The sequence below is a fragment of the Comamonas sp. HJ-2 genome (assembly GCF_053615495.1).
Window position 1 is genome coordinate 138,356 of the sequence record NZ_JBSIFD010000001.1, and the last position, 16,986, is coordinate 155,341.

General features: G+C 60.0%; 17 protein-coding genes. 3 read left to right on the top strand and 14 right to left on the bottom strand.

The features are described from left to right. Nucleotide 1: 1 nt before the first annotated feature. From ACWGXF_RS00615 to ACWGXF_RS00630, 4 genes are all read right to left on the bottom strand, one after another. On the bottom strand, nucleotides 2-886 hold the full coding sequence (locus ACWGXF_RS00615) for a branched-chain amino acid ABC transporter permease (protein ID WP_003057801.1): 885 nt from the start codon (nucleotides 884-886) through the stop codon (nucleotides 2-4). 48 nt (nucleotides 887-934) lie between these two features. Beyond that, complete coding sequence (locus ACWGXF_RS00620) at nucleotides 935-2,131, bottom strand: ABC transporter substrate-binding protein (RefSeq protein ID WP_003076472.1); 1,197 nt, start codon at nucleotides 2,129-2,131, stop codon at nucleotides 935-937. Nucleotides 2,132-2,186: 55 nt separating this feature from the next. Next, a complete protein-coding gene (locus ACWGXF_RS00625) occupies nucleotides 2,187-2,906 on the bottom strand; it encodes an ABC transporter ATP-binding protein (protein ID WP_003057808.1) in 720 nt (239 codons plus the stop codon). Nucleotides 2,907-3,022: 116 nt separating this feature from the next. Beyond that, complete coding sequence (locus ACWGXF_RS00630; protein WP_039049932.1) at nucleotides 3,023-3,793, bottom strand: ABC transporter ATP-binding protein; 771 nt, start codon at nucleotides 3,791-3,793, stop codon at nucleotides 3,023-3,025. 718 nt (nucleotides 3,794-4,511) lie between these two features. Between ACWGXF_RS00630 and ACWGXF_RS00635 the strand changes: the two genes are divergently transcribed. From ACWGXF_RS00635 to ACWGXF_RS00645, 3 genes are read left to right on the top strand one after another with little or no spacing between them, the layout of a single operon-like run. After that, entirely contained in the window at nucleotides 4,512-4,901 is a 390-nt protein-coding gene (locus tag ACWGXF_RS00635) for a COG4315 family predicted lipoprotein (protein WP_012837322.1), read from the top strand. After that, nucleotides 4,902-5,429, top strand: coding sequence for an RNA polymerase sigma factor (locus ACWGXF_RS00640; RefSeq protein ID WP_003064403.1), 528 nt, complete (start codon nucleotides 4,902-4,904; stop codon nucleotides 5,427-5,429). It begins immediately after the preceding gene. Between the two features lie 11 nt (nucleotides 5,430-5,440). Then, nucleotides 5,441-6,229, top strand: coding sequence for an anti-sigma factor family protein (locus ACWGXF_RS00645; RefSeq protein WP_256629908.1), 789 nt, complete (start codon nucleotides 5,441-5,443; stop codon nucleotides 6,227-6,229). A gap of 48 nt (nucleotides 6,230-6,277) precedes the next feature. On the opposite strand, the gene ACWGXF_RS00650 is transcribed toward ACWGXF_RS00645, so the two are convergent. The 10 genes from ACWGXF_RS00650 to nuoG are packed head-to-tail and all read right to left on the bottom strand — an operon-like array spanning nucleotide 6,278 to nucleotide 16,969. Beyond that, nucleotides 6,278-6,790, bottom strand: a complete 513-nt coding sequence (locus tag ACWGXF_RS00650; RefSeq protein ID WP_256629907.1) for a DUF1178 family protein — start codon at nucleotides 6,788-6,790, stop codon at nucleotides 6,278-6,280. An 8-nt stretch (nucleotides 6,791-6,798) separates the two neighbouring features. Next, on the bottom strand, nucleotides 6,799-7,104 hold the full coding sequence (locus tag ACWGXF_RS00655; protein ID WP_003076486.1) for a DUF2818 family protein: 306 nt from the start codon (nucleotides 7,102-7,104) through the stop codon (nucleotides 6,799-6,801). A gap of 56 nt (nucleotides 7,105-7,160) precedes the next feature. Further along, nucleotides 7,161-8,654, bottom strand: coding sequence for an NADH-quinone oxidoreductase subunit NuoN (nuoN, locus tag ACWGXF_RS00660; protein ID WP_003064398.1), 1,494 nt, complete (start codon nucleotides 8,652-8,654; stop codon nucleotides 7,161-7,163). A gap of 24 nt (nucleotides 8,655-8,678) precedes the next feature. After that, a complete protein-coding gene (locus ACWGXF_RS00665) occupies nucleotides 8,679-10,154 on the bottom strand; it encodes an NADH-quinone oxidoreductase subunit M (protein WP_003064396.1) in 1,476 nt (491 codons plus the stop codon). Nucleotides 10,155-10,170: 16 nt separating this feature from the next. Further along, nucleotides 10,171-12,207: an NADH-quinone oxidoreductase subunit L gene (nuoL, locus tag ACWGXF_RS00670; protein WP_177340986.1), complete on the bottom strand. Its 2,037-nt coding sequence runs from the start codon at nucleotides 12,205-12,207 to the stop codon at nucleotides 10,171-10,173. A gap of 30 nt (nucleotides 12,208-12,237) precedes the next feature. Further along, the gene (gene nuoK / locus ACWGXF_RS00675; RefSeq protein ID WP_003057821.1) at nucleotides 12,238-12,546 is read right to left on the bottom strand and encodes an NADH-quinone oxidoreductase subunit NuoK; all 309 of its coding nucleotides are present in this window, start codon (nucleotides 12,544-12,546) and stop codon (nucleotides 12,238-12,240) included. After that, on the bottom strand, nucleotides 12,543-13,223 hold the full coding sequence (locus tag ACWGXF_RS00680; RefSeq protein WP_003076492.1) for an NADH-quinone oxidoreductase subunit J: 681 nt from the start codon (nucleotides 13,221-13,223) through the stop codon (nucleotides 12,543-12,545). Before ACWGXF_RS00680 ends, nuoK begins: the two co-directional genes overlap by 4 nt. Nucleotides 13,224-13,257: 34 nt before the next feature. Then, nucleotides 13,258-13,767 (bottom strand): NADH-quinone oxidoreductase subunit NuoI, encoded by a 510-nt coding sequence (gene nuoI, locus ACWGXF_RS00685; protein ID WP_003057824.1) that lies wholly within the window; start codon nucleotides 13,765-13,767, stop codon nucleotides 13,258-13,260. A gap of 11 nt (nucleotides 13,768-13,778) precedes the next feature. After that, the gene (nuoH, locus tag ACWGXF_RS00690) at nucleotides 13,779-14,855 is read right to left on the bottom strand and encodes an NADH-quinone oxidoreductase subunit NuoH (protein WP_003057825.1); all 1,077 of its coding nucleotides are present in this window, start codon (nucleotides 14,853-14,855) and stop codon (nucleotides 13,779-13,781) included. Continuing rightward, entirely contained in the window at nucleotides 14,852-16,969 is a 2,118-nt protein-coding gene (gene nuoG, locus ACWGXF_RS00695; protein WP_045838310.1) for an NADH-quinone oxidoreductase subunit NuoG, read from the bottom strand. Before nuoG ends, nuoH begins: the two co-directional genes overlap by 4 nt. Nucleotides 16,970-16,986 lie beyond the last annotated feature (17 nt).

A 16,986-nucleotide genomic window follows, 5' to 3' on the forward strand; every position in this document is an offset into this window, starting at 1 on the left:
CTTATTTTTCTTTACCGAACAAGCCAGCGGGGCGAATCAGCAAAACAATGACCATGATGAAAAACACGACGGTGGACGATGCTTCAGGCCAGAAAACCTTGGTCAGCCCTTCGATGACGCCCAGCGCCAGACCTGTGAGAATCGATCCCATGATGGAGCCCATGCCGCCGATCACCACCACGGCAAACACCACGATGATCAGGTTCTGCCCCATCAGCGGCGTGACCTGGTAGACGGGAGCGGCCAGCACGCCGGCAAAAGCCGCCAGCGCGGCACCGAAGGCATAGGTCAGCGTGATCATCACGGGCACGTTGACGCCGAAAGCCTCGACCAGGCGCGGATTTTCCGTACCGGCACGCAGATAGGCGCCGATGCGCGTCTTCTCGATCACAAACCAGGTGGCCACACACACCACGATGGAAGCCACGACCACCCAGGCACGGTAATTGGGCAGAATCATGAAGCCCAGATTGGTCGCACCTTCGAGCAGCTCGGGCGTGTCATAGCCCAGGCCCGAGACGCCATAGACGGAGCGGAACACCCCCTCGATCAGCAGCGACAACCCCAGCGTCAGCAGCAGGCCGTAGAGATGATCGAGCTTGTAGATCCAGCGCAGCAAGAAGCGCTCGATCAACACCCCCAGAATCCCCACCAGCACCGGCGACAGGATCAGCATCACCCAGTAGTTGATGCCGAAATAGCTCATGGCCATCCAGGTGCACATGGCCCCCAGCATGAACAGGGCGCCATGCGCAAAGTTGATGACATTGAGCAGGCCGAAGATCACGGCCAGGCCCAGACTCAGAATTGCGTAGAACGAACCGTTGACCAGCCCCAGAAGGAGCTGGCTCATCAGGCCAGGCAATGAAACGCCGAAGATTTCCATGAGAGATACGCTGGTGAGGGTGAGGTGTGCATCAAACCGGTAGCGCCATTACTTCCAGAGCGCGCACTTGGTTTCGGCCTTGGTGGTCCAGACCGTATCGGCAGGCAACTTGGTCAGCACCTTGAGGTAGTCCCAGGGCTTGGTGGATTCGCTGGGCTTCTTGGCTTCGACCAGATACATATCGTGGGCGAAAGTGCCGTCGGGACGGATCACGCCCTTGCCGTAGAAGTCGTTGATGGGCGTGCTCTTGAGGTGGGCCATCACCTTGTCGGCATTGGTGGTCTTCACCGCTTCGACAGCCTTCAGATAGTTCATCACGGCCGAGTAGTCAGCGGCCTGCACATCGGTAGGCATGCGCTTGGTCTTGGCAAAGAACTTGTTGGCGAACTTGCGCGATTCGTCGTTCATGTCCCAGTACCAGCTGGTGGTGTGCAGCAGGCCTTCGGTGTTCTTCAGACCCAGGCTGTGGATGTCGGTCAGAAAGACCAGCAGACCGGCGGTCTTCATGGTCTTGTTGATGCCGAACTCCTTGGCGGCCTTGATGGCATTGATGGTGTCGCCGCCCGCATTGGCCAGACCCAGGATATGGGCCTTGGAGCTTTGCGCCTGCAGCAGGAAGGACGAGAAGTCCGAGGCATTGAGCGGGTGCTTGACCGAGCCCAGAACCTTGCCGCCCTTGGCGTTGATGACCTTGGTGGTGTCGGCTTCCAGCGCCTGGCCGAATGCATAATCGGCCGTCAGGAAGAACCAGTCCTTGCCGCCGCGATCCACCACCGCACCGCCCGTGCCCTTGGCCAGGGCCACGGTGTCGTAGGCATAGTGCACGGTATAGGGGTTGCACTGCTCGTTGGTCAGCGCGGAGGAACCCGCGCCGCTGTTGAAGTGAACGCGCTTTTTCTCGTTGGCGATCTGGGAAACTGCCAGTGCCGTGCCGGAATTGGTGCCGCTGAAGACCATGGAGATGCCCTGCGTATCAATCCATTCGCGCACCTTGGAGGCAGCGATGTCAGCCTTGTTCTGATGGTCTGCACTGACCAGCTCGATGGGCTGGCCCAGGGCCTTGCCGCCGAAGTCGTCAATCGCCATCTGCATGGCGACCGCACCGTTCTTGCCCTCCACGTCGGCGTACAGGCTGGACATATCGGTGACGAAACCGATCTTCACCTTTTCCTGGGCCTGGGCCAGGGGGCTGGACAGACCGGCCACGGCCAGCATGCACGAGAGAACGCTCAGTTTTGCTTTCATCTTTATCTCCACGGGTTGGTTCTTTGTTATGAACGAATGGGAATTGCTTGCAGGCTCAGACACCCAGCAGCTCGTTGAGTACGGACATCTTCTCGTCCAGTTCGCTGGCTCCGAAGCGCAAGGCGACATGACCGTGCTCGACCACATAGAAGCGGTCGGCCAGCGGCGCGGCAAAGCGGAAGTTCTGCTCCACCATCACCACGGTGTAGCCCTTTTCGCGCAGCGTGGTGATCATGCGAGCCAGGGTCTGGACGATGACGGGGGCCAGGCCTTCGGAAATTTCATCAAGCAGCAGCAGGCGCGCGCCCGTTCGCAGGATCCGCGCCACGGCCAGCATCTGCTGCTCGCCGCCTGACAGGCGCGTGCCCTGGCTGTTCCTGCGCTCATAAAGATTGGGGAACATCTGGTAGATCTCGTCGATGCTCATCCCCGGCTGGCCGGTCTTGAGCGGCGGCGGCAGCATCAGGTTCTCTTCGCAGGACAGGCTGGAGAAAATGCCGCGCTCCTCGGGGCAGTAACCCACGCCCAGGTGGGCGATCTTGTGCGTGGGCATGTGAATGGTTTCCACGCCGTTGATCCTGATCGAGCCCTTGCGCGAGCCGGTCAACCCCATGATGGCGCGCAGCGTGGAAGTGCGCCCTGCGCCATTGCGGCCCAGCAGGGTCACCACCTCGCCGGGATTGACCACCAGATCCATGCCATGCAGCACATGGGACTCGCCATACCAGGCATTGAGTCCCGAAATTTCCAGCGCCGGAGTACTTGTCTTATTCATTCGTCTCACTCAAATCACGCACGAAACCATCAAAGAGGCAGCGAGGAAGGGCCGCCCCGCACCGAGGCTGCCGTCCCCCTCAGGGGGAAGCCGCGTGAGCGGCACAGGGGGAGCATTCAATGCCCTCCCTGAAGCTGTCCGTCCGTGGTCCCCATATAGGCTTCCATCACCTGCGGATTGCGCGAAACCTCTTCGTAGCGCCCTTCGGCCAGAACGGCGCCGCGCTGCAGCACGGTGATGCGATCGGCGATGGTGGCAATCACCTTCATGTTGTGCTCCACCATCAGGATGGTGCGGCCGGCAGAGACCTTCTTGATGAGCTGGGTCACGCGGTCCACGTCCTCATGGCCCATGCCCTGTGTGGGTTCGTCCAGCAGCATCAGCTCGGGCTCCATGGCCAGCGTGGTCGCAATTTCCAGGGCGCGCTTGCGCCCATAAGGCAGGTTCACGGTCACTTCATCGGCCAGGTCCTGCAGCCCGACTTCGGTCAGCAGCTCCATGGCGCGGTCATTGAGCTGATTGAGCGTCTTCTCGCTGGTCCAGAACTGATAGGCCGTGCCCAGCTTGCGCTGCAGGCCAATGCGCACGTTCTCCAGCAAGGTGCAGTGCGGAAACACGGCGGAAATCTGAAACGAGCGAATCACGCCACGTCGCGCAATCTGTGCCGGCGCCTCGCGGGTAATGTCCAGCCCGTTGAACTGGATGCTCCCGGAAGTGGGCTCCAGAAACTTGGTCAGCAGATTGAAGCAAGTGGTCTTGCCCGCTCCATTGGGCCCGATCAGCGCGTGAATGGAGCCACGCTGCACGGCCAGATCCACCTTGCTGACGGCGGTAAAGCCTTTGAACTCTTTGGTGAGTTGCCTGGTTTCGAGAATAAGGTCGCTCATGCGCTGGCCGTCAGTCCTGAATGCTGCAAAACAAAGAGGGGAACAACTTGATGTACTTCCTCTGCCTGAGCGGCATCTTGGTCTTTCATGCTGCAGTGCCGCAGCGGGAAACTCCTAGGAATGAAGAGCCATCGGGCTTATGCTTTCCCTAATCTTCCATAAAACAAATAGCAACAACAGAAGTAACTGCAAACTTCAAACTCATCGCAACTGCAAGTCATGCCAGAGACAGCGGCATCCCCAGGAATATCAGCATCCACTTCGGAATCTCTAAAAAAGCTTATGCCTTATACATATTGCGCTATCAATATTAATAAGACTGGGCGAAATGTGCCCTCATAGCACAGCACTCCCCAGATTGGCCCTGATGCCGTAAACCCTGAGTCGCTCAATTCCCACTGGAGTAACCAGGTTACTAGCCCAATGCTCGCAAATATGCTTGCCATTTGTCGCCCTCAAAAACCAAGGGCGACAAAGAACAGCCATGTCGCTATAAATTTAAAAGCTGCTTCCGATTGCCTCATATGAATTTCATGTTCATTTATCCATGAAATAAATACTCAATCGGCGATAGCAGCTATCAAATTATTCAGCAATCGATGCCTGAGGCCATGCCTGCAAGACCTGCCGCGCTGCTCTTGAGTTCCTGCGTGAAAACGCATGGAATAAAACCCCTTGCAGAACTGTTTACTGCAGGTCAACCACAAGGAGAGACCTCATGTTTCGCATCGCTTCTCTGACGCTAGCTTCCGCCGCCCTGCTGGCGGCCTGCTCGACCGGCTCGGTCACTTCGGCAAAATCCCCTGCCACCACCCTCAACGGCGTGCTGGTCGGACCGACCCAGATGACGCTCTACGTCTTTGACAAGGATGCCGCAGGCTCCGGCAAAAGCGTCTGCAACGGCGGCTGCGCCACCAACTGGCCGCCTCTGATGGCCCCCGCGAGTGCGGCGCCGATCGGCGACTGGAGCGTGGTGATGCGCGACGACGGCAGCAAGCAATGGGCTTACAAGGGCCGCCCCCTCTATCACTGGGTCAAGGATGCCAAGCCCGGCGACATGACGGGTGACGGCTTCCTCAACAATAGCTGGCATGTCGCCAAGCCCTGAGTGAAGGTCGACGCCGCCCTGGTCCATATTCCCCGCCTGCGCCGCTATGCGCGTGCGCTGGCGGGCGATGCCGCGCTGGCAGATGATCTGGTGCAGGACACCCTGGAGCGCGCCTGCCAGAAGTGGGCCCTGTGGCAGCCGCCGGCAGCCGCCTCGGCCGAGCAGGTGCAAAAAGCCTTGCTCAGCTGGCTGCTGACCTTGATGCACAACCTCTATGCCAATCAGTGGCAGCAGTCGTCGCGGCATCGCATGGTGGCGCTTGACGAGGCGCAGGACACGCCTCACGACCCCATGCCCAGACTGACGCTGCAGCTGGATCTGGAGCGGGCCCTGTCCCATCTCACGCCGCAGGCACGCGAGGTGCTGCTGCTGATCGGCATGGAGCAGTTCAGCTATGGCGAAGCCGCGCAGATGCTGGGCGTTCCCGTGGGAACGGTGATGTCGCGTCTCTCGCGCGCCCGCGAGCAGCTCAGGCGCCTCATGGAAGGAGAAAGACCCGCGACGACCGTGTTGAGGGCTGTCAAATGAAGGAAAGTGCAATGACACCCCAGCGCCCCGATGAAACCACGCTGCATGCCTGGGTGGATGGAGAGTTGCAGCCCGATGCCGCTGCGACCGTGGCGCAATGGCTGGCCGAACACCCCGAAGAAGCAGCGCGCATGGCCGCCATTCAGGCCCAGAACGCGGGCCTTCAGGCTCTGCATGCGCAATTGCTCGAAGAGCCGGTCCCGCCCCGGCTCATACTATCCCTGCAAAAGCCGGCGCTGCAGTGGCGCTGGCAACATGCGCTGGCCGCAGGCATCATGCTCAGCGTGGGCCTGGGACTTGGCTATGGTGCAGGCCAGCAAAAATCCGGCTCGCCGCCCGCCGACACGGCCGTGCAGTTGCCAGGTTTTGTCCGCGAGGCAGCTGCTGCCCATGCCGTCTATGTGCCCGAGCAGCGCCACCCCGTCGAGGTCGCGGCACAGCAGCAGGCGCATCTGGTGCAGTGGCTGTCCAAGCGGCTGGGAGTTGCGCTCAAGCCGCCGGTGCTGGAAGCCCAGGGCTTTCATCTCATGGGCGGGCGGCTGCTGCCCGGGGAGACCGGCCAGGCCCGCGCCCAGTTCATGTACGAGGATCAGGCCGGCCAGCGCGTCACCCTGTATGTCTCGGTGCTCAAGCCCGGGACGGCAGCCACCTCCGCCCCTGCCTCCTTTCAATGGAGCAGCGACGGTGCAAGCCATGGCTTTTACTGGATCGACGGCCAGCAAGGTTATGCCTTGAGTGCCTCCCTGCCGCGCGAGCGCCTGCAGACTCTGGCCGACGCGATCTATCAGCAACTGAGCTGAAGCGACAGCCCCTAGCGTCGTCGTGCAAGGGAGAGTGAAGGTCTGGGCTTATTGCAGGCTGCCGCTGCCGCCTTCGCCGCTGGCCGACTCGGGCAAGGCCAGGGGCAGAACGCCAATGCCCTCTTCGATCAGCTCCATGGCCTCCCGGGCGCTGGTCTGGCCGCGAATGGCGCGCTCCTCGGTTTCACCGTAGTGAATGCGGCGCGCCTCTTCGGCGAATTTTTTGCCGACGTCCTCGGTATTCTGCGCAACCTGGCGCGACCACTGCATCCAGGCCGCCTGCATGGACTGGAGATGTGCCCGCGCCTCGGCGCTGATCTCGGGTACGGCAACGGAAAGCTCCGGCGCTGCGGCAAGAGCCGGTTTTGCAGTCTGGGCAGCTTTGGGCGGCTGTGCACCGAGATTGAGACGGGGAGCACTCAAGCGCTTGGTCACATCACTGTCGCCGCAAACAGGACATTCCACCAGCTTGCGCTGCAGCTGATTCTGAAAATCATCTTCCGAAGCAAACCAGCCTTCAAAGACATGGCCTGCAGGGCAGTGAAGATCAAGCACTTTCATGGCGCCACTCAACCCTTGCGGTGAACCAGATAGCGATAAACGAAGCCGGGAAATGCCAGCGTCAAAAACAGCGTAGCAGTAATGGCATAGAACTCCCAGCCTTGGGGAGATATCTGACCGGCACGACGTTCCAGCAGCAAGCCCAGGCCGCCCACCAGCAGGTACAGGGCAATCATTTCCAGCAGGCGCACCCACAGCGGCTTGCGACCGGCCATGACGGGGCCGATGATGCCCAGACGCTGGTTGATAAAAGGCAAATTGGCTGCCACAAGGGCAGCCAAGATGATGAGCCAGATAGAGGCGGTTATAGACACAAAGCCATTCCTAGAAAAAGCGATGAGGGCATCGAGCCCTCATCACATTCGTCTTATCAGGAAGCCAGGGCACGCACAACGGCGTCAGCGCACAAGGCCATCAGACCGCCGGGCAGGATACCCAGCAGCAGAACCAGCGCACCGTTGATAGTCAGCACAACGCGCACATCCAGAGGGGCAGACACGCTGGTAGCAGTGATTGGAGCATCAAAGTACATGACCTTGACCACGCGCAGGTAATAGAAAGCGCCGATCAGCGACATGATCACGGCGAACACGGCCAGACCGATGTACAGGCTGCTGCCCGAAGCGACCAGTGCCTGCAGCACGGACAGCTTGGCGTAGAAGCCGACCAGCGGAGGAATACCGGCCATGGAGAACAGGCAGATCGCCATCACGCCGGCGTACAGCGGGCTGCGCTGGTTCAGGCCGGCCAGATCGGCGATCTCTTCGCTTTCAAAGCCTTCGCGGGCCAGCAGCAGGATCACGCCGAAGGAAGCCAGGGCGGTCAGCACATAGGTCACGATGTAGAACATCGCCGAGCTGTAGGCGTTTTCGACGGTGGCAGGATCGACCTTGCCGTCCACCACACCCGACATCAGACCCAGCAGCACGAAGCCCATCTGGGAAATCGTCGAGTAAGCCAGCATGCGCTTGAGGCTGGTCTGCTGCAGACCGGCCAGGTTGCCGATGAGCAGCGAGCAGACGGCCAGCACCATCAGCATCTGCTGCCAATCGATGGCCAGCGGCAGCAGGCCGTCCACCAGCAGGCGGATGGTCATGGCAAAGGCAGCCAGCTTGGGCGCGCCGCCGATCAAGGCGGTGATGGCGGTAGGTGCACCCTGGTAAACGTCGGGCACCCACATGTGGAAGGGAACCACACCCAGCTTGAAGGCCAGACCGGCGACCACGAAGACCAGACCGAAGACCAGCACCTGGTGCTTGATTTCACCGGAATTGATGGCCTTGAAGACCTGTCCGATATCCAGCGAACCGGTGGCGCCGTAGAGCATGGACATGCCGTACAGCAGGAAACCGGAAGCCATGGCACCCAGGACGAAGTACTTCATGGCGGCTTCGACGGACACGGTGTGGTCACGGCGCAGAGCCACCAGCGCATAGCTGGACAGTGTCAGCAGCTCCAGGCCCAGATACAGGACCAGGAAGTTGTTGCCGCTGATCATGATGAACATGCCCAGCAGGGCCAGCATGGACAGTGTGAAGAACTCACCGCCGCGCAGCATGTCGCGCTCGGCCGCATAAGGGCGGCCGTAGACCATGGTGATCATCACGGCGATAGTGGCAAAGCACTTGAGCCAGTTGCCCATGGCGTCCGAGACAACCATGTTGCCCCAGCCGTAGAAGGTATTGCCGCTCGCGGCGTACATGCCTTGCATCACCGCCACGACAAGCAGGGTGAGCATGGTCAGAACATAGGTGCCGGTGCGACGGGCGCTCTTGACGCCCAGGTCCACCAAGGCAATGACGCAGGCCATGACCAGGAGAGTGATCTCCGGGTAGATCGCCAGCCAGCTGATGTTGTCAATCATCTCGTGTCTCTCGTTTCAGTCTGGTCAGTTGAGCTTGCTCACAGCCACATGCTTGATGAGCTCTGCCACAGACACATCCATCACATCGGTGAAGGGCTTGGGATACAGACCCATGACCAGCACGGCCGCGGCCAGCAGGCCCAGCACCAGGAATTCGCGGCAGTTGATGTCCTTGAGTTCAGCCACATGGTCGTTGGCCACGGCACCCAGGTACACGCGCTTGTACATCCACAGGGTGTAGGCAGCGCCGAAGATCAGAGCGGTTGCAGCGCCCAGACCAATCCAGAAGTTGTATTGCACGGCACCCAGGATCACCATCCACTCGCCGACAAAACCGGCGGTTGCAGGCAGACCGCAGTTGGCCATGGCAAACAGCAGGGCAAAGGCAGCGAACTTGGGCATGGTGTTGACCACACCGCCGTAAGCGGCGATTTCACGCGAGTGAACGCGGTCGTACAGCACGCCGATGCACAGGAACATGGCGCCGGACACGAAACCGTGGGCAATCATCTGCACCAGGCCACCGGAGATGCCCAGGTTGTTGAACATGAAGAAGCCCAGGGTCACAAAGCCCATGTGAGCCACGGACGAATAAGCCACCAGCTTCTTCATGTCCTTTTGCACCAGAGCCACCACACCCACATAGATCACGGCAATCAGCGACAGCGTGATCATCAGGCCCGACCACTCATGCGCCGCATCGGGAGCAATGGGCAGAGAGAAGCGCAGGAAACCATAGGCACCCAGCTTCAGCATGATGGCGGCCAGCACGGCGGAGCCGCCGGTAGGGGCTTCAACGTGAACGTCGGGCAGCCAGGTGTGGACCGGGAACATGGGCACCTTCACCGCAAAAGCGGCGAAGAAGGCGAAGAAGATCAGCGTCTGTGCGGTACCGGACAGGGGCAGCTTGTGCCAGTCCAGGATCTCGAAGCTGCCGCCCGACTGGGTGTACAGATAGATCAGAGCGACCAGCGTGAGCAGCGAGCCCATCAAGGTGTACAGGAAGAACTTGAAGGCTGCGTAGATCTTGTTAGGACCACCCCAGATACCGATGATCAGATACATCGGGATCAGAGTCGCTTCGAAGAACACATAGAACAGCATGCCATCCAGAGACGCGAACACACCGATCATCAGACCCGACAGGATCAGAAAAGCGGCCATGTACTGGTTGACGCGCTCGGTGATGTTGGTCCAGGAGGCAATCACCACGATGACGGTGATGAAGGCCGTCAGCGGCACAAACCACATGGAGATGCCATCCACGCCCAGGTGGTAGTGGATGTTGAAGCGCTCGATCCAGAGCGCGTTCTCCACAAACTGCATATTGGCAGTCGTGGTGTCGAAGCCGGTGACCAGAGGAATGGTCACCGCAAAACCGATCAGCGCACCGATCAGTGCCAGCCAGCGCACCGCGTTGGCCTGCCCTTCTTTGCTGAAGGCCAGCAGGAGGGCGCCAAAAGCAATCGGCACCCAGATAGAAAGACTCAACAAACCCATTTTTGTTCTTCCCCTACTACTTGTTGAGCCACACGAAGTACGTCATGAGGGCAACGATACCCAGCAGCATGACCAACGCGTAGTGATAGAGATAGCCTGTTTGCAGGCCGCGCACCCACTGACCGAACTTGGCCATGAGCTTCCAGGAGCCGTTCACGATGGCGCCATCGATGATGGCCTGATCGCCGGCCTTCCAGAAGAAGGTACCGAAGGCACGGGAGCCGCGGGCGAAGATGTTCTCGTACACCCAGTCCACGCCGTACTTGCCTTCCAGAACCTGGTAGAGACCAATCTTCTTGGAGAAAGCCATGATGGCGGCAGGAATCTCGGGCTTGACCATGTAGAACACATAGGACACCACCACACCGGCCAGAGCCAGCCAGAACGGTGCAGCCGTGAAGCCGTGCAGTGCCATGGGCACCCAGCCGTGGATCTTCTCGGCCAGTTCGGCCATGGCGCCATGCTTGGAGCCATCGACGTGGATCACGCCCTTGAAGAAGTCGCCAAACAGCATGGGCATCAGCGCAATCGCACCGATCACCACCGAAGGAATGGCCAGCAGCACCAGAGGACCGGTCACCACCAGAGGCGACTCGTGGGGCTTGGCATCATGGCCATGGCCGTGGTCGTCATGACCGTGGTGGTCATCATGGTGGGCATCGGGGTTCTGGTCGTAGCGCTCCTTGCCGTGGAAGACGATGAAGTACAGACGGAAGGAGTAGAAAGCCGTGATGAACACACCGGCCAGCACTGCAAAATTGGCAAAGCCGGCAGCAGGCAGGTTGGAAGCGTGAACCGCCTCGATGATGGCATCCTTGGAGTAGAAGCCCGAGAAGAACGGCGTGCCGATCAGCGCGAGGTTACCCAGCAGGAAGGTGATCCAGGTGATGGGCATGTACTTGCGCACGCCGCCCATCCAGCGGATGTCCTGATTGTGGTGCATGCCCATGATGACGGAGCCGGCACCGAGGAACAGCAGCGCCTTGAAGAAGGCGTGGGTCATCAGGTGGAACACGGACACCGAGTAGGCCGACACACCCAGAGCGATGGTCATATAGCCCAGCTGGGACAGCGTGGAGTACGCAATCACGCGCTTGATGTCGTTCTGGATGATGCCCAGGATACCCATGAACAGCGCTGTGATGGAGCCGATCACCAGGATGAAGTTCAGCGCAACATCCGACAGCTCATACAGAGGAGACATGCGCGACACCATGAAGATGCCAGCCGTCACCATGGTCGCCGCGTGAATCAGCGCGGAGATAGGCGTGGGGCCTTCCATGGAGTCCGGCAGCCAGGCGTGCAGCGGAAACTGGGCCGACTTGCCCATCGCGCCGATGAACAGGCAGATGGCAGTCACGGTCACCAGCAGCCAGCCCGTACCGGGCAGCTGGGTGTTCTGGATCTCTGGCAGCTTGGCAAAGATTTCAGAGTAGTTCAGCGTGCCGGTGTAGGCCGCAATCAGGCCGATACCCAGAATGAAGCCGAAGTCACCCACGCGGTTGACCAGGAAGGCCTTCAGGTTCGCGAAGATGGCCGTAGGCTTCTTGTAGTAGAAGCCGATCAGCAGATAGGACACCAGACCCACGGCTTCCCAGCCGAAGAACAGCTGCAGCAGGTTGTTGCTCATCACGAGCATCAACATGGAGAAGGTGAACAACGAGATATAGGAGAAGAAACGGTTGTAGCCGTCATCCTCTTCCATGTAGCCCATGGTGTAGATGTGAACCATCAGCGACACAAAGGTCACCACGCACATCATCATGGCCGTGATGGAGTCGATCAGGAAACCGACTTCCATCTTCAGGCCACCGACAACCATCCAGGTGTAGATGGTTTCGTTGAACTTTGCGCCGTCGAACACGACAGCCTTGAACGTGAGGGCCGACAGAACGAAGGCCAGGAGCACGCTCAGAATCGTCAGGGAACTGCTGCCGGTGCGACCAATCTTGTTGCCGCCAAAGGCCGTGCCCCAGATACCCGCGAGTGCGGAGCCGACCAGCGGTGCCAACGGCACCGCAAGCAGCATGGATGCAGAAAGGGTTTGACTCATTTCTTGAGAACCTTGCAAGTTACGGCGGACTCAACCCTTGAGGGCGTTGAGATCTTCCGCATCGATGCTTGTCTTGTTACGGAACAGCAGCACCAAGATCGCCAGACCGATGGCCGATTCAGCAGCAGCCACTGTCAGGATGAAAAACACGAACACCTGGCCGTGCATGTCGCCCAGATAGCTGGAAAACGCGACAAAGTTCATGTTCACGGCCAGCAGCATCAGCTCGATGGCCATGAGCAAGACGATCAGGTTCTTGCGGTTCAGAAAGATGCCAACCACGGAGAGTGCAAACAGCATGGCACCCAGCGTCAGGAAGTGGCCCAAAGTCAGCGTCATGCTTTTGTCTCCACAGCAGGCGCTGCAGCCGCGGCTTCAGCGTCAGGTTTTTGTGCAGGCTTGGTGCTGTCGACCTTGACCAGCTTGATGCGGTCAGAGGCGCGTACACGAATTTGATCTGCAGGGTTCATGGCCTTGCTGTCCTTGCGCTTGCGCAGCGTCAGGGCAATTGCGGCAATCATGGCCACCAGCAGGATCACGGCCGCAATTTCCACGGGATACAGGTATTCCGTGTACAGCAGCTTGCCCAGAGCCTGTGTGTTCGAGTAAGGAACGGTCTGGCCGGCGGCATTGACCATGGTCGCACCAACAGCCTTGGCGTCTTCGACATCACCGAAACCGCCCATCAGCACCATGCCCATTTCAAAGGCGATCAGCACACCGATCAGGGCGGCGAACGGGAAATGCTTCCAGAAGCCGCGGCGCATGGAGTCGATACGGATATCGAGCATCATCACCACGAACAGGAACAGCACCATCACAGCGCCCAGATAGACCAGCACCAGAGCGATGCCGAGGAATTCAGCCTTGAGCAGCAGCCAGATGGCGGCAGCTTGCGAGAAGGCCAGAATCAGATTGAGCACGGCGTGCACAGGGTTGCGAGCCGTGACAACCCGGAAGGCTGCAAACAGCAGCACGACCGAGAACAGATAGAAAAAACCAGTTTTGGCGTCCATGGATCGAATCTTTTCAAGTGATCAAGGAGCCGCTTCAGCGGTACTTGGCATCTGCCGCCTTGTTGGCAGCGATCTCGGCTTCATAACGGTCACCCACTGCCAGGAGCATGTCCTTGGTGAAGTAGAGATCACCGCGCTTTTCGCCGTGGTATTCGAAGATGTGCGTCTCCACGATGGAGTCCACGGGGCAGCTTTCTTCGCAGAAGCCACAGAAGATGCACTTGGTCAAATCGATGTCGTAGCGCGTGGTACGGCGCGAGCCGTCGTCACGCACATCGGACTCGATGGTGATGGCCATGGCAGGGCACACGGCTTCGCAAAGCTTGCAGGCAATGCAGCGCTCTTCGCCGTTTTCGTAACGGCGCAGGGCGTGCAGACCACGGAAGCGTGGCGACTGAGGTGTTTTTTCCTCAGGGAACTGCACCGTGATCTTGCGACGGAAGGTGTAGCGGCCAGTCAGGGCCATGCCCTTGGCCAGTTCCCAGAGCATGAAGCTCTTGAGGAAATCCTTGAAGGAGAAAGGTGTTGCAGCTACTGCAGACATACGTACTCCGCTTATTTCCAGATGTTCCAGGGCGAGTACAGCCAAGCACCCACAACCACCAGCCACACCAGGGTGACGGGAATGAAGATCTTCCAACCCAGACGCATGATCTGGTCATAACGGAAGCGCGGGAAGGTAGCGCGAATCCAGATGAAGCACGACACCACCAGGAAGGTCTTGATCGCCAGCCAGATCCAACCGGGGATGAAGCCCAGGAAGTCGAACGGAGGCAGCCAGCCGCCCAGGAACATGATCACGGCCAGGATGGAGACCAGCCACATGCTCGCGTATTCGGCCAGGAAGAAAACCGCAAAGCCCATGCCCGAGTACTCGACCATGTGACCAGCCACGATTTCGGCTTCGCCTTCGACCACGTCAAACGGGTGACGGTTGGTTTCGGCAACGACCGAGATCAGGTAGACGATGAAGATAGGCAGCAGGGGCAGCCAGTTCCAGGACAGGATGCTCATGCCCATGGATGCGAACTGACCTTGACCCTGGCTCATCACGATGGCCGACAGATTCATGCTGCCCGTGACCATGATGACCACCAGGAAACAGAAGCCCAGCGCGATTTCGTAGCTCACCATCTGGGCCGAGGCACGCAGCGCGCCCAGGAAGGCGTACTTGGAGTTGGAAGCCCAGCCCGCAATGATCACGCCATAGACTTCGATGGAAGTGATGGCCATGAGCAGCAGCAGACCTGCGTTCACGTTGGCCAGGGCCACATCGGGGGCAAAGGGAATCACCACCCAGGCCGCCAGGGCCGGCATGATGGCCATGACGGGGCCCACATAGAACAGGCCCTTGGCAGCTGCCGTGGGCTGAATCAGTTCCTTAGTCAGCAGCTTCAGGCCGTCAGCCAGAGGCTGCAGCAGACCCGAGGGACCCACGCGGTTGGGGCCCAGACGGATTTGCATGAAACCCAGCAGCTTGCGTTCCCACAATGTGAGGTAGGCCACGGCACCCATCAGGGGAGCCACGATGGCCACGATGCCGAGCAGAATCCAGATGACGGGCCAAGCCACATCGGTCCAGAAAGGAGCGGCGGACAGGCCCGCGCCCCAGGCTTTCAATGCGTCGATCATGCGGCGCCTCCCTCACGAACCTGACGAGCGTCAGCCGTCAATTGCAGCGACGTAGCGCGGCGCACGATGCTGTCGAGCTGGTAAATGCTGGCGACTGCAGGCGCAGTCACTGTGCCGGCAGGCACTGCGCTCACGGCCTGGGCCGCGTTGCTCAGCACATTGGCAGGCACTTGTGCAGCGCCGCCGGTGGCCTCAGCCAGCACGTCCTGTGATGTCTCATAGTCAACGCCCGGCACACCCATCAGGTTGGCCAGCACGCGCAGCACCTTCCATGCGGGACGCGTGTCGGCCAGAGGCTTGACCACGGCGTGGAAGCTCTGCAGACGGCCTTCGGCGTTGACAAAGCTGCCCGAGGTTTCCGTGAACGGAGCAATGGGCAGCAGCACATCGCTGAATTCCAGATTGGCCTTGAAGGGGCTCAGAGTCACCACCATCTCGGCCTTGTTCAGACCGGCGATGGCGGCCTTGCCAGCAGCGCTGTCGAACTCGGGCTCGTTGTTCAGCAAGATGGCAGCCTTCAGGCCACCGTCAATCATCTGAGCCGCATTCAGACCGTTGCCAGCAGGCATGGCCTTGACCCATTGCGCGCCCACGGTGTTGGCGGCTTCGGTCAGATAGCCCACGGCAGCGCCGGTCTGTTCGGCAACCCAGCTGGCCAGAGCCAGCAGTGCAGAAGCCTGAGCATGGTGCGCTGCGGCATTGCCCAGCAGCACGGCCTTTTGCTCGCCGGCCAGCAATGCAGCGGCAATCGCCTTGGCTTCGTCATGGGCCTGGCCGGCCACGGGTGCCGAGACACCCTTGGCTTCGGCCACGGCAGCGGCCACATCGGCCAGAGCCTGAGCCCAGTCGCCGGCAGCGACCACCGATGCGTTGACGGGCAAGGCCCAGTCATGGATGCGATCGTTGATGGCGAAGACCTTGCAGCCCTTCTTGGCAGCCTGGCGAATGCGCTGTGCGAACAGCGGATGGTCCTTGCGCAGGTTGGAGCCCACGATCAGAGCCGACTGCAGATTGCTCAATGCAGCGATGGGCAGACCCAGCCACTGCACGCCTTGCGTGGCAGCGAACTCGGCATTGCGCAGACGGTAGTCGATGTTCTCGCTACCGATGCCGCGCACCAGCTTGCCGGCCAGGAACAGCTCTTCCACTGTGCTGTGAGGGCTGACCAGAGCGCCGATGGCGCTGGCGCCATGGTTGCTCTTGATCTGCTGCAGGCCGTTGGCCACATATTCGAGGGCGGTCTGCCAGTCGACTTCCTTCCACTCGCCACCCTGCTTGAGCATGGGCTTGGTGAGGCGTTCGTCGCTGTTCAGCGCTTCATAGGAGAAGCGGTCGCGGTCGGCAATCCAGCATTCGTTGACTTCTTCGTTCTCGAAGGGCACAACGCGCATGACCTTGTGGTTCTTGACCTGAACGATCAGGTTGGAGCCTGTGGAGTCGTGCGGAGCCACCGACTTGCGGCGCGACAGTTCCCAGGTACGGGCGCTGTAGCGGAAGGGCTTGCTGGTCAACGCGCCCACGGGGCAGATGTCGATCATATTGCCCGACAGCTCGGAGTCCACGCTATCGCCCACCACGGTGGTGATCTCGGAGTGCTCGCCGCGGTGAATCATGCCCAGTTCCATGACGCCGGCCACTTCCTGGCCAAAGCGCACGCAACGTGTGCAGTGAATACAGCGGCTCATTTCCTCCATGGAAATCAGCGGCCCCACGTTCTTGTGGAACACCACGCGCTTTTCTTCTTCGTAACGCGAAGAGCTGCTGCCATAACCCACTGCCAGATCCTGGAGCTGGCATTCGCCGCCCTGGTCGCAGATGGGGCAGTCCAGCGGGTGATTGATGAGCAGGAACTCCATCACCGACTGTTGTGCCTTGATGGCCTTCTCGCTCTTGGTGCGCACGATCATGCCTTGCGTCACTGGCGTGGCGCAGGCGGGCATGGGCTTGGGAGCCTTTTCCACATCCACAAGGCACATGCGGCAGTTGGCCGCAATGGATAGCTTCTTGTGGTAGCAGAAGTGAGGAATGTAGGTGCCGGCCTTCTCGGCTGCATGCATGACCATGCTGCCTTCCGTCACCTCGACCTTTTTTCCGTCCAGTTCAATTTCAACCATATGCTTGTCTCGCGATC